The organism is Flavobacterium branchiophilum NBRC 15030 = ATCC 35035 (genome assembly GCF_002217205.1).
GTDB lineage: Bacteria > Bacteroidota > Bacteroidia > Flavobacteriales > Flavobacteriaceae > Flavobacterium > Flavobacterium branchiophilum.
In genome coordinates this window covers 1-12,783 of record NZ_MUGT01000118.1, presented here as the reverse complement: position 1 = coordinate 12,783, position 12,783 = coordinate 1, and the positions used below count along the sequence as shown (strand labels likewise).

Genomic DNA, 12,783 nt, shown 5'->3' with positions numbered 1-12,783 from the left:
TAGTTTTATGTTTAAGTTTGGTTATGAATTAATTTTGATAATTTTTCTGTAAGTTGTTTTCTTGAAAATTGATGCAATCCTATGGCATTCGACTTCAAATTTTGTTTCAAAAACGCATTAAAGTATTGGGCAATTGTGTTTTTTAAAGCCATTTTTTCATTGTATTGAAAAAATACGCCTGTATTGGTTTGAATTAATAGGTCTTCAAAATCTGAATCCTTTGGTCCAAGAGCAATTATTGGCCTTTCGGAAACCATGTATTCAAAAAGTTTTCCGGGTAAAATACTTTTAGTATCTTCAGAATCTATTTCAATTAAAAGTAATATTTGAGATTTTCTTTGATGTTTTAGAGCATCTTGATGGGCAACATAACCCATATTAATAGTATAATGTAGTAATTCATGTTGTTTGATTTCATCTAATATATCTTGACTTACAGCACCTATTAATTTTATTTCTAAAAAAGATTTAAAATGAGGTATTTCATTACAAAGTTCATGTAAAGATTCCCAGAGTATTTTTGGATTTCGTTCAGAAAGAAAGGATCCAATATGTGCCAATGAAAAAGTAGTGTCTAATGTTTGTTTTTCAATGTTTTCTACATCAAAGCCATTTGTTATCACTTCAATGGGTTTGTTGGTTAGTTGTTCAAACTCTTTCTTGGTTGTTTTACTGGTAACAATAATGGAATCTGCAGAATTTAACACTTTTTTTTCTAAATATTGATGTTTTTTTTGAGCATATTTAGATAGCTTTAAGGCTTTATGATAGCCAATAGTTGTCCATGGATCTCTAAAATCAGCAAACCATCTGACATTAGTTTTGCTTTTTAAATGCAATCCAATGAGGTGTACACTGTGAGGAGGACCAGTAGTGATAATTGTATCTATTTGATTATCAGTGATGTATTTTTCTAAATAAGAAACAGAAGGTTTAACCCACAAAAACCGTGCATCTGGAATAAAAATATTTCCTCGAATCCAAAGCATTATTTTTTCAAAAAAAGTTTGGTTTTTAGATTTAGGAATAATTCCTGAACTAATTTTTTTTGCTTTATTTTTAGAAAAAAAACCTGCTAATTGATAGGGTTCTACTATTTTATTTTTAAGTATAATGGTATTTTTGTTAACCTCCTCTAATAAATGATCATCTACAATTGGATAAGTGGGATTTTCTGGAACATATACAATAGGTTCTATTCCAAATTCGGGCAAGTATTTGACAAATTTTAGCCAACGCTGCACCCCAGGCCCACCAGCTGGGGGCCAATAGTAAGTGATGATAAGGACTTTTTTTGTTTGCATCACTTTATTTTGATAATTTCAATTTGTTTTTTTCAATATAAAATCCAAATAGTATTACTACCATCATGATAAAAGCACTTATTAAAGTAATGTAACTTCCTGTTTTGATGACTTGAGGCTCAAATTTAAATTCTATTTTATGTTGTCCCGCTGGTATTTGCAAGGCTCTCAATACAAAATCTACTCTAATTGAAGGTACTTTTTGACCATCGATATAGGCATTCCAGCCATTTTTATAATAAGTTTCTGAAAAAACAGCAAAGCCATCATTTTTATTTACAGATTGATAAATTAAATAATTAGGTTTGTACGATTTTAATGAAATAGTTGCAGTACTATCTGTAACATAATTGTTTTTTATGGCAACTTTTTTCAGATTATCACCTTCTAAATCTTTTTCAATAATGGCGGATGTTTTGGTGTTTATGGTTTTTAACATGGCCATAGCAGCATCTGCATTTGGTACTGTTTTTACCGTTTGAACAAACCATGCGTTACCATTTGCTTTTGGATTTAGCATCGCATTTGGCACCCCTTTTTCATCTGTTTGAATGATGTATTTTACATTTAACATATTTAGAACTTCTAAATTGTTTTTAGCTATTTGATAATCAAATAGTTGTTGCATCCTGATGGGCTTTACGGCACTGTATCCACCAATGGATTTATGGAAATAAGAACTTCTAGCACTAGACATATTGCCTTCTACTTCAAAAACCCTATAATTGCTGGTGTCTTGTAGAATTTGTAAATCGGCTTGTGTAGGTTGATAAGGAGCATCAACTTCTCGGGCACTTATAAAACTTTTACTATCTACATATTTTTTATCAATAAAAAATAAATCACCAACCATAAAAAGGCCAATCAAAATAACGGCTGTATGATGAGCTATTTTTTCTTTGAAACTCAACCATAAAATAGCAGTACAACTAGCAATTAAAAAACCAGACCTTAATAAATCAGCTGCAAACATGGATTGTCTGTCTGCCCGTAATGCCTCTATAAAAGGTTGTCCTAATTGTCCGTATTGTTGTATATAATAACCATCGTTATTTCCTGCAAAACTGAATAAACTTTTTGACAATAATACTAATATTATCAATCCTAGACTTGAACCTGATGCTAATAGTAAACCTCTTTTTTGACTGTCTTTTGAAGCCATGTAAAAAGATTGTAAACCCATAATGGCTAATATTGGAAAACAAAGTTCTAATATAACTTGTATAGACGAAACGGCTCTGAATTTGTTATAAAGAGGTACAATATCTATAAAAAAATCTGTTAAAATAGGAAAATTTTTACCCCAAGATAAAACTAATGAAATTAGGGTACCAAATAAAAAAGCCCATTTTATTTTGCGCTTATCAATAGCAAGCCCTAATAATGCTAAGAAAAAAACTACAGCGCCAATATAAGCGGGTGCTGCAACAATAGGTTGGTCTCCCCAATAAGTAGGTGAATTTTGTGAAAACTCTTTAGCTTCAGCATCTGTTCCGCCTTGTGCTATAACAAAATTGTATAAGCTGGAATTATCGTCTAATGTTTCATTATTTGATCCGCCAAATAATCGAGGTGCTATCAAATTAAGACTTTCTGCAATTCCATAACTGTATTCTGTAATATAATCATAACTCATGGAATTATTTGAAGTTTTTTTTTTTCCATTTTCGTCTAAAGTCAAATCACTTTTGCCCCTCGTACTCATTTTGGCATATTCTGATGTCGCCATCAAGCTGGTAGCATTAACACCAATACCCAAGATAGCTGCCGCTGCTAAAACACTGTATGTTTTTGTTAAATTACCATAATCTTTTTCTTTTAAATAGTCTATTGTGTAATAAATACAGATTGGTATTATTAAAAATAAAGCATAATAAGTCATTTGAAGGTGGTTTGCATTAAGTTCTAAACCTGATGCCAACATGGTAAGTATGCCACCCCAAATCCATCTTTTTTGAAAAACCAATACAATACCCGAAATTACAAGTGGTAAATATCCAATGGCATGGGCCTTTGCATTATGACCAACGCCAAGAATAATAATCAAATAGGTTGAAAATCCAAAAGCTAATGATCCAAAAAATGCTTTTAATGGATCGGTTTTCATAACAAGTAAAAGCGTATAAAAACTTATAAAATATAAAAACAAATAATCAGCAGGTCTAGGCAAAAAACGGATGACATCATCAATTTTTCCAATAAAATCATAAGGATATTTGGCTCCTAATTGATAGGTTGGCATTCCGCCAAATGCACTATTGGTCCAGTAGGGTTCTTGGTTTTCTGCTGCTCTAAAATCATTTTGCTCTTTGGCCATACCAATATATTGTGCTATATCAGATTGGTATATTTTTTTGCCTTGCAACACGGGATAAAAATAGATGACTGAAATTAATGCAAAGCTTAAAATTGCTAGTACAAATGGAAATAAATGTTGAATTTTCTTCATTAGTGTAATAAATTAACTGTGTAGTTTAATCGATTTCTTCAAAATCGATGTATTCACCTACTTGTTTTTTAGTTTTTTCTTGGTTAGGTTTACTTTTTTTTGTTACGTCTTGTTCTTGTTCGTAAGTTTTTTGATACTGCTGTTGAAAATTTTGCTGTGCTTTCTCAACAACTTTTTTTACAACTATTGGAAAAAATAATCTTGCAATAAATTTAATAGCATAATAAAATACTATGATTTCTATGACCATTTTTATGAATCCATTAAAAGAGGCTGTTTGCATATTTATTAATAAATTATTCGACAAATTTAATAAATTGTTGTATAAAATTATATTTTTTTGGGTTAAAATAATAATAAAAATAAGTACTTTTGGGCTTCATTTTCAATATAAATTAAAAAATATGACTAGATTTCGTTTATTATTATTGATAACAGCTTTTTTATCAGCTAGTTATGGTTTTTCTCAATATACAGACGTCATCAATTCAAACCGGCCAGGAGAATCGATGTCGGCTTTTGCGGTTGGAAAAGATGTCATTCAAACAGAACTGGGAGCTTATTTAATACAAGAAAAACATGATTTGTTGCTTTCAGAATTAAATGGTTTTGGAACAGATGTTGCTTTACGATATGGTTTTTTGTATGATCAATTAGAATTAATAGGTAATTTACAATATCAAAAAGGGCTTTATAGTAATTTATTAGAAGAAAAAAACATTGAGGGTTTCAAAAAATTTACATTTGGTGCCAAGTATTTGATGTATGATCCTAATAGAAATTATAAACCTAAAGTCAATATTTATAGTTGGAAAGCCAATCATAAGTTTAATTGGCATTATTTAATTCCAGCTGTTTCTGTATATGCTGGAGCTAATTTTAGTGGTAACAGTCCATTTAATTATAGTATAGAGCCTAAAATAAGCCCAAAAGTAATGTTAATATCTCAAAATAATTTTCCTGGCAGTCATGTTTTTGTTTGCAATATTTTTGTAGATAAAATTGCTACAGAAAACCCACTTACTGGATATGTGGTTACTTATACCAAAGGAATTGGAAGCGATTGGTCTGTTTTTCTTGAAAACAAAGGCGTTCAAAGTAAGTACTATTCAGATTCGATATTGACGGTGGGCGGTGCTTTTTTATTGAATTTTAATACACAGGTAGATATTTCTATAAGTAAAAATTTTAAAAACACTCCAGATATTTTGTATGGCGGTGTTGGTTTTTCTTGGAGATTTGATGCCAATTACAAGGATACTTTAGACAGAGTGCCTGAAGATGAACGTATTGCAAAACAAAAAGCCAAAGTAGCAAAAGAGAAAAAACGTTTGGAAAAAGAAGCTAAAAAGAACAGTAAAGGTAAAAGTGGTATAAAAAAAGAGAAAAAATGATTACAATAGTAGAAGCCTTGTCTAAAAAAGAAATGACAGATTATGTCAAATTCCCTTTCAAACTGTATCAAAATAATCCCTATTGGGTGCCACCAATAATTGCTGATGAATTGGAAACGTTTGATAAAACTAAAAACCCTGTTTTTGAAAATGCAGAAGCATATTTTTATGTAGCTTATCAAAACAATCAAATAGTTGGAAGAATTGCCGCCATCATCAATTGGGAAGAAGTCCATAACCAACAAAAACGGAAAGTCCGATTTGGCTGGTTTGATGTTATAGACGATATTGAAGTAACTAAAGTGCTATTAGATAAAGTATATGAGCTAGGCAAAAAACATCAATTAGAATATGTTGAAGGGCCTATGGGTTTTTCAAATTTAGACAAAGTAGGGGTTTTAACAGAGGGGTTTGATGAAATAGGCACCATGATTACTTGGTATAACTATCCTTATTATGCTACTCATTTTGAACAATTAGGATTTGTAATGGAGAAAGAATATTTAGAAAATAAATTTCCATTTGTAAATGTTAAATTAGAATATTTTGATAAAGCACAAGAATTAATTAAAAAAAGATACGGATTAAAAGCGTTGAACTTTAAAAAAACAAAAGATGTTTTACCTTATGTTGATCAAATGTTTGATTTGTTTAATAAATCATACGCAAGTTTATCATCTTTTGTAGCTATTTCAGATATTCAGAAAGAATATTTTAAGAAAAAATATATAAGTTTTATCAATCCTGAATATATAAAATTTGTTGCAGATTCACATGGTCAATTAGTAGCTTTTGCCATTGTAATGCCTAGTTTTTCTAAAGCATTACAGAAAGCCAAAGGCAAATTGTTGCCTTTTGGTTTTTTACATTTATTAAATGCAAGAAATAATAGTAAAGATGTTACTTTTTATTTGATTGGGGTTCATCCTGAATATCAGAATAAAGGTGTTCATGCTATTATTTTTAAAGAATACCATACTACTTTTACAGAAAAAAATATTCAAAATTGTATAAGAACACCAGAATTAGCAGATAATACAGCAATACATTTGCTTTGGAAAAATTTTGATCCTAAAATTGTTTGCAGAAGAAAAACGTATAGAAAAAACCTTTAAAAACGACACATGAAAATACTAAATGCCAATGCAAACGACCTACAACTTATTTTTCAATTTTATGATTTTGCTGTAGCTTATCAGAAACAAATTTTTAACAAACATTGGCAAGGTTTTGACGTTGATATGATTCAAAATGAAATCAACGAATCGAGAATTTTTAAAATAATTGAAAATGATTCCACTATTTGTATATTTTCAATCACTTATAATGATGCAGAAATTTGGGACGAAAAAGATGATATACCCTCAATTTACTTACACAGAATTGTAACACATCCCGAACATCATGGCAAACATTTAGTAAAATTGATTACAAATTGGGCTATAAATCGGGCAAAAGAAAATAATATTTCTTGCGTTCGATTAGATACTTGGGGAGATAATGACAAATTAAATGCATATTATCAAAAATGCGGCTACAAATTGATAGGTTACAAAGAAATAAACGCAAATTCTAGCCTACCAAAACATTACGACGCAGTGGTTTTGAGCTTGCTAGAAATTGTAATTTAATTTATTTGATTACAATATCTTTTAGTAAAGCCTTTTGTTCGTAATTTATTACTTTTAATGTGACTTTTTTATGATTATTTGTTTCTCCGTTAATAAAGTACACTTTGCCTCCGTCTTCAGGTTTTTTGCTAATTTCAAAATCAATATCTCCATCGGTTAATATTTTTTTAATATCAGTGGTGTCTATCCATTTTTGAACTATTTTTTGAGTAGCTATATCTGAATAATGAAAAGATTTTGTACGAATGTTTTTTAAAACCCTTGCGTTTGGCAAATAGGCAAATTCCATATTTTTGGCACCTGAATAGTCAATTACAAATTTTAAAAAAAAGCCACCAACTAATAATCCTAATAAATAGTAGGCCAAACGATGTGTAAATTTCATGTTGTTTTGATTAATTTTTTTGCAAAATTACGTTTTTATATTTAAAAAACAATCAAATTGATGTCGCTATTTGATAAACCAAACCAATCGCCAATAGTTTTATTAGTAAGAATTCCATAGTAAGAATACACACCGTTTTTCAAATCTTTATTACGTCTAATAGAAGATTCAATACCGCCATCTTCGGCAATTTGTAATAAATAAGGTGTTATAATGTTGCTTAATGATAATGTGGCCGTTTTAGCATATCGTGATGGTATATTGGGAACACAATAATGTATGACATTTTGATGTAAAAATATAGGATTTTCATGCGATGTAACTTTTGATGTTTCAAAACATCCGCCTGTATCAATACTTACATCCACAATTACAGAGCCTTTTTTCATGTGTTCTACCATAGTCGAGCTCACCACAACGGGGCACCTATCCTTGCCTCGCATGGCTCCAATTGCCACATCACATCGTCTTAAAGCTTTTAGCAAACTTTTTTGTTGAATAGTAGATGTAAATATATTTTGGTTAATATTGTTTTGCAACCGCCTAAGTTTTGTAATGGAATTATCAAAAACCTTCACCGTTGCACCCAGCCCTATGGCTGTTTTGGCAGCAAATTCTCCTACTGTACCAGCTCCTAAAATGACTACATCTGTTGGTGGCACACCAGTAATGTTGCCAAAAAGCAAACTTTTACCTATTTGTTTGTCTATCATTAGCTCTGATGCTATCAAAATAGAAGCTGTACCAGCAATTTCGCTTAAAGATTTTATTACAGGATATGAACCTGTTTCGTCTTTAATAAATTCATAAGCTAAAGCTGTAATTTTTTTATTTGATAATGCTTGAAAATAACTTTTATCTTGTGTTTTTAATTGAATTGTAGATAAAATAAATGATTTTTCATTCATCATATTGATTTCCTCAATGGTTGCGGGTGCAATTTTCAATACAATTGGACAACTAAATATTTTTTGTGTTTGATGGGTAATTTCTGCACCAGCTTCGCTGTATTCTTTGTCAGAATAATTTGAATGTTCCCCTGCACCTGATTCTATCAAAATTTGATGCCCATTGTTAACCAATGAGTTTACTGCATCTGGAGTAAGACAAATCCTTTTTTCTTGTTTGCTAGATTCTTTTGGAATACCAATAAATAAATTGGATTTGGATTTAAAAATTTCTAATTTCTCTTCTTGAGGGATTAATTGTGCCTTTGTAAAAGGAGAATTTATTGTAGTCATAAATTTATATTATTTTCATCATTTTTATATCAGCTCTTTCATATACGCCACTTTCTAGTGGAATTTCTTCAAATCCAAATTTCTCGTATAAGTGAATGGCTGGTTTTAAACTTCTGTTTGAATACAATATTAATGATTTAAAATTTTGTTGCTTTGCAAAATCTACGGCAAACGTCATCATTAGTTGTCCAATTCCTAAACCTTGAGTACCTTCTTTTACAGCCATTTTGCTCAATTCATACTCATGTTGGCATATATATAATAATGAAAAAGTGCCTACAATTTCTTCGTCTTTTGCTGCATAAAATATATATCCACCTGTATTGATAATAGCTTCTGTTGGATTAGATAATACTATTTCGTCTTTTGGTTCTATACGAAAATATTTATTTAACCACTCATAGTTTAGCGTTTTGATATGTGTTTTTAACGTTTCTGTATATGGAATTATTTTGATATTGATATTCGTTTTCATTGTATGTTTAATATTCTACTGGTTTGATCTAATGATTTTATGGTTATAACAGTATGGTTTTCAGGGATAAGGGATGCTATTTTTTCTGACCATTCTATAAAACACCAATTGTTACTATATAAATAATCTTCAACTCCCATATCTAATGCTTCTGTTTCAGATTTAAGTCTATAAAAATCAAAATGAAAAATGGTTTCCCCTCGATTACTTATATATTCATTTACAATTGAAAATGTAGGGCTGCTTGTACTATCATTTACTCCTAAAGCTCTACATATTTGTGCTATTAAGGTAGTTTTTCCGACTCCCATTGGGCCTTCAAATAACACTATTTTTTGTAAATTGAATGTTAAAATTTTTTGAGTAACACTTACAATTTCTTCCAATTTAAAAGTAATTTCCATAGTTATTTTGGATTAAAAATTAAAAAAGGAACAATCATTTCTTCTAAAGAAATACCTCCATGCTGGTAAGTATTTCTGTAATAACTAGCATAATGATTGTAGTTATTTACATAAGCTAAAAACAAATCATTTTTGGCAAAAATATAAGAACTGCTCATGTTTATGGCGGGTAATCCTATTTTTTTTGGATCTTTTACAGCATAAACGTCTTTGTCTTCATAAGTTAAACTACGTCCTGTTTTGTATCTCAAATTCAAACTCGTGTTTTTGTCGCCAATTACTTTTGAAGGATTTTTCACATTAATAGTACCATGGTCTGTCGTGATAATGAGTTTAAAACCAAGACGTTGTGCTTGTTGGATGACCTCTAGTAATGGCGAATTTTGAAACCAACTTTTAGTAAGCGATCGATAAGCTTTATCATCGGAAGCTAATTCTTTTACTACTTCCATTTCTGTTTTAGCATGCGATAGCATATCTACAAAATTGTAAACAATAGTTACTAAATCATTGTTTTTGAGCGTTTTAAAATTTTCAACTAATTTTTTTCCACTTGCTAAATTGGTTATTTTATAATAATCATGTTTGATATGCAAACCTAATCTTTTCAAATGAGCAGACAAAAATGCTTCCTCAAACAAATTTTTACCTCCATCGTCCACATCATTTTTCCAATATTGTGGATACTGCTTTTCCATTTCAAGAGGGGTTAAGCCCGAAAAAATAGCGTTTCTTGCATATTGGGTTGCGGTTGGCAATATGGCATAATACGGAATTTCCTTTTCGATTTTGTAATATTGTTGTACAATATTTTCAAAACTTTTCCATTGATCATACCTTAAATTATCAATAACAACAAACAAAATAGGCTTGTCTTTTTTGACAATTTCAGGTATCACTAATTGTTTAAAAAGGTCGTGCGATTGTATTGGTTTATCTGTTTTGGGCAAAAACCATTGTTCATAATTTTTTTCGATAAATTTACCAAATTGAAAATTAGCCTCTACTTTTTGCGATTCCAAAATTTCAAACATACTGTTATCATTGATGTTTTCTAGTTCTAACTCCCAGAATAACAGTTTTTTATATAATTCAATCCAATCCTGATACGTGTTTACCATGGACATATCCATAGCAATTTTACGAAATTCTTTTTGATAATCCAATGATGTTTTTTCCGAAATTAATCGGGTGTGGTCCAAATTTTTTTTCAAACTCAACAATATTTGGTTCGGATTGACTGGTTTTATAAGGTAATCTGCAATTTTAGAACCAATAGCCTCTTCCATTATCATCTCTTCCTCACTTTTTGTAATCATTATAATCGGAATAGTAGAATTTTTTTCTTTAATTTCTTGTAAAGTTTCTAATCCACTCATGCCAGGCATATTTTCGTCCAAAAAAACTATATCAAAATTGCCATCTTCAAATACATCAATGGCATCTCTGCCGTTATTACACGTTGTAACAGCGTAATTTTTCTTTTCTAAAAATAAAATATGAGGTTTGAGTAAGTCAATTTCATCATCAACCCATAAAATTTTGATGTTTTCCATTTAAAATAAAATTTGGGTGCAATTTAATCTTTAAAAAACAAAAAATGATTAAAATATCGATAAATTTATTTTTTTGTTGTTTTAAATAGGGTAATTAAATTTAAAAATTGAATACTATTGACATTAAAATATGCCTTCCTAATATGGGAGTTTTGTACACTTGAATAGAAAAATCATTGGTGTTGGTCAAATAATTAAAGGTATTGTTTAGCATATTTTTGCTTATAATACTAAAGTTTATTCCTTTTTTATTTTTCGATTTGTAATGAAATTGGCAATCAAAAAGATGGAGTTGTTCATTACTTCTGGTATTGGGCAAGTAATAGTCATGAGTACCTATAATGAGTATTTCATCATTAATTTTTATATTTAATTTACTTGTAAAATATAAGCTATTAATTGTATAATTTGAATTATTATTGCTTATAAATTTTGTATTAGTATAATTGAATTTTTCTTCTATATTTATTGGAAAGTTAAATGAACTGAATAAATATAAATTATTTATTAATTTATTCTCAATATTTACTCTATTGCCCGATTGATTTATGGTATTAATATATTGATTATTAGTGTAATGATGATCATTTTTTATTGTTAAATGTAATGGTTTGATGAATTTATTTATTTCTAAATTTAAACTTCGGGCTTGTATTTTTGTTGGGGTTTGAAAGTAAGTATAAGTAAGTAAATTAGAAGTTATATCTACATTATATACATAAGTATTGATAGAAAAATTATAATCAATATTTAATTTTATAAATATTAATTTATTTAAATTATCATATTTATAAGATAATGAAGAAATATTATTTTGAATTAAACGAAGTGAGAGTTTATTATTTTTAACGGTATAGGGATCAAGAATGACATTATTAGAATACAAATAATCTTCAACGGGAGTGTCATATACATTACTATTTGTCAATGCTATCGAATGTTTATTTATAGCATAGGATGCTGTTAGTTTATGTGTAAGCTTGCAATCATGAGCTACTAATTCGTCTATTTTTTGTTGGTAAAAATTAATGGCAATTTGTGGTTGTACTTTTATTTTTTGAATATCTAAGATTGATGTAATACCTATATTTGTAATATATTTATTGTTTTTGAAATTATTGTTAAAATAATTTGTATTGTTATAAAATAACCCTTCTGATTGAAATAGGTTTGTTTCGTTTAGATGTGTTAATGAAAGAGCCGATTTTAAATGACGTGATTTGGTATAATATTGAATTGAATTTTCTAATATTTGTTTTGAAAATGCACTTTTTTGAAAATAATTTAATAAATTTTCTTGTGCATTGTCTATTGAATAAGACTCGCTCAACACATTTTGCGGGATATTATTTTTGGAAAACACGGTTTTAAATTGTAGGGCTTTTGTTGTGGCTAGTTTTAAGGTGTAATTAAAGTCAGCTTTAAAAAATAAATCAGTGGTTGTTAATAATGATTGGTATTGTGTTACATTGTTAAATAGTGAATGGTAGGTGTTTGACACATTATTATTTTTCAAAATTACACTGCCCTCTACGATGGAATTTGTATTGATAATGTATGAAAATTTGTTGTCAATTCTTAAATACTTTGGATTAAGTATGTTTGAATTATCCCTATTATTTTCTATTTGATTTACAAATTTTGTATTGATGTTTTCATACGTTATCTGTTTATCTTTGTATGTAAATATGTTGTTTTTAATTTTAAATTTATTATTTAGTTTATAAATAATATTGAAATTAGCATATAAATAATCGTTTTTAAAGGTTATTTTCGAAGGTAAATTACTGTGAATTTGCTGATCATATAAATTTTTTTTTGTTAAATAGTCTATATTAAAAGCTGTATCAGCACTTTCATTTGTAGGTTCAAAATTTTGTGTATCTATGCCAAAACTGGCTTGTGTCAAAATTCCAAATAATTTAATTTTTTTCGAGTTATTTA

Annotated in this window: 12 protein-coding genes; 3 read left to right on the top strand and 9 right to left on the bottom strand. The window is 29.0% G+C overall.

The features are described from left to right. Nucleotides 1-11: 11 nt before the first annotated feature. The 3 genes from B0A58_RS12395 to B0A58_RS12385 are packed head-to-tail and all read right to left on the bottom strand — an operon-like array spanning nucleotide 12 to nucleotide 4,003. The gene (locus B0A58_RS12395; protein WP_089081338.1) at nucleotides 12-1,304 is read right to left on the bottom strand and encodes a glycosyltransferase family 4 protein; all 1,293 of its coding nucleotides are present in this window, start codon (nucleotides 1,302-1,304) and stop codon (nucleotides 12-14) included. A gap of 4 nt (nucleotides 1,305-1,308) precedes the next feature. Continuing rightward, the gene (locus tag B0A58_RS12390; RefSeq protein ID WP_089081319.1) at nucleotides 1,309-3,753 is read right to left on the bottom strand and encodes a YfhO family protein; all 2,445 of its coding nucleotides are present in this window, start codon (nucleotides 3,751-3,753) and stop codon (nucleotides 1,309-1,311) included. Between the two features lie 25 nt (nucleotides 3,754-3,778). Beyond that, the gene (locus B0A58_RS12385) at nucleotides 3,779-4,003 is read right to left on the bottom strand and encodes a DUF4834 domain-containing protein (RefSeq protein ID WP_243389497.1); all 225 of its coding nucleotides are present in this window, start codon (nucleotides 4,001-4,003) and stop codon (nucleotides 3,779-3,781) included. Nucleotides 4,004-4,157: 154 nt separating this feature from the next. Here B0A58_RS12385 and B0A58_RS12380 point away from each other — a divergent pair, with 154 nt between their 5' ends. Genes B0A58_RS12380 through B0A58_RS12370 form a run of 3 tightly spaced genes read left to right on the top strand, consistent with a single transcriptional unit; the run spans nucleotide 4,158 to nucleotide 6,778 of the window. Beyond that, complete coding sequence (locus tag B0A58_RS12380) at nucleotides 4,158-5,147, top strand: transporter (protein ID WP_014083514.1); 990 nt, start codon at nucleotides 4,158-4,160, stop codon at nucleotides 5,145-5,147. Continuing rightward, entirely contained in the window at nucleotides 5,144-6,262 is a 1,119-nt protein-coding gene (locus tag B0A58_RS12375; protein ID WP_089081317.1) for a GTP cyclohydrolase, read from the top strand. Before B0A58_RS12380 ends, B0A58_RS12375 begins: the two co-directional genes overlap by 4 nt. 9 nt (nucleotides 6,263-6,271) lie before the next feature. Next, a complete protein-coding gene (locus B0A58_RS12370; RefSeq protein ID WP_014083516.1) occupies nucleotides 6,272-6,778 on the top strand; it encodes a GNAT family N-acetyltransferase in 507 nt (168 codons plus the stop codon). Between the two features lies 1 nt (nucleotide 6,779). Here the strand turns inward: B0A58_RS12370 and B0A58_RS12365 are convergent, their stop codons facing one another. From B0A58_RS12365 to B0A58_RS16500, 6 genes are all read right to left on the bottom strand, one after another. After that, nucleotides 6,780-7,163, bottom strand: coding sequence for a DUF4258 domain-containing protein (locus tag B0A58_RS12365; protein WP_089081316.1), 384 nt, complete (start codon nucleotides 7,161-7,163; stop codon nucleotides 6,780-6,782). Nucleotides 7,164-7,204: 41 nt separating this feature from the next. Next, complete coding sequence (locus tag B0A58_RS12360) at nucleotides 7,205-8,404, bottom strand: alanine dehydrogenase (RefSeq protein WP_089081315.1); 1,200 nt, start codon at nucleotides 8,402-8,404, stop codon at nucleotides 7,205-7,207. Between the two features lie 4 nt (nucleotides 8,405-8,408). After that, nucleotides 8,409-8,879: a GNAT family N-acetyltransferase gene (locus B0A58_RS12355; protein ID WP_089081314.1), complete on the bottom strand. Its 471-nt coding sequence runs from the start codon at nucleotides 8,877-8,879 to the stop codon at nucleotides 8,409-8,411. Further along, complete coding sequence (gene tsaE, locus B0A58_RS12350) at nucleotides 8,876-9,283, bottom strand: tRNA (adenosine(37)-N6)-threonylcarbamoyltransferase complex ATPase subunit type 1 TsaE (RefSeq protein ID WP_089081313.1); 408 nt, start codon at nucleotides 9,281-9,283, stop codon at nucleotides 8,876-8,878. Before tsaE ends, B0A58_RS12355 begins: the two co-directional genes overlap by 4 nt. A 2-nt stretch (nucleotides 9,284-9,285) precedes the next feature. After that, nucleotides 9,286-10,839: a T9SS response regulator signal transducer PorX gene (gene porX / locus B0A58_RS12345; RefSeq protein WP_089081312.1), complete on the bottom strand. Its 1,554-nt coding sequence runs from the start codon at nucleotides 10,837-10,839 to the stop codon at nucleotides 9,286-9,288. Nucleotides 10,840-10,939: 100 nt separating this feature from the next. Further along, on the bottom strand, nucleotides 10,940-12,783 hold a 1,844-nt coding region (locus B0A58_RS16500; protein ID WP_089081311.1), incomplete at its 5' end, for a hypothetical protein.

Coding starts and splice junctions, on each gene's coding strand:
- B0A58_RS12395 (WP_089081338.1), bottom strand. CDS start 1,304: ATGCAAACAAAAAAAGTCCTTATCATCACTTACTATTGGCCCCCAGCT.
- B0A58_RS12390 (WP_089081319.1), bottom strand. CDS start 3,753: ATGAAGAAAATTCAACATTTATTTCCATTTGTACTAGCAATTTTAAGC.
- B0A58_RS12385 (WP_243389497.1), bottom strand. CDS start 4,003: ATGGTCATAGAAATCATAGTATTTTATTATGCTATTAAATTTATTGCA.
- B0A58_RS12380 (WP_014083514.1), top strand. CDS start 4,158: ATGACTAGATTTCGTTTATTATTATTGATAACAGCTTTTTTATCAGCT.
- B0A58_RS12375 (WP_089081317.1), top strand. CDS start 5,144: ATGATTACAATAGTAGAAGCCTTGTCTAAAAAAGAAATGACAGATTAT.
- B0A58_RS12370 (WP_014083516.1), top strand. CDS start 6,272: ATGAAAATACTAAATGCCAATGCAAACGACCTACAACTTATTTTTCAA.
- B0A58_RS12365 (WP_089081316.1), bottom strand. CDS start 7,163: ATGAAATTTACACATCGTTTGGCCTACTATTTATTAGGATTATTAGTT.
- B0A58_RS12360 (WP_089081315.1), bottom strand. CDS start 8,404: ATGACTACAATAAATTCTCCTTTTACAAAGGCACAATTAATCCCTCAA.
- B0A58_RS12355 (WP_089081314.1), bottom strand. CDS start 8,879: ATGAAAACGAATATCAATATCAAAATAATTCCATATACAGAAACGTTA.
- tsaE (WP_089081313.1), bottom strand. CDS start 9,283: ATGGAAATTACTTTTAAATTGGAAGAAATTGTAAGTGTTACTCAAAAA.
- porX (WP_089081312.1), bottom strand. CDS start 10,839: ATGGAAAACATCAAAATTTTATGGGTTGATGATGAAATTGACTTACTC.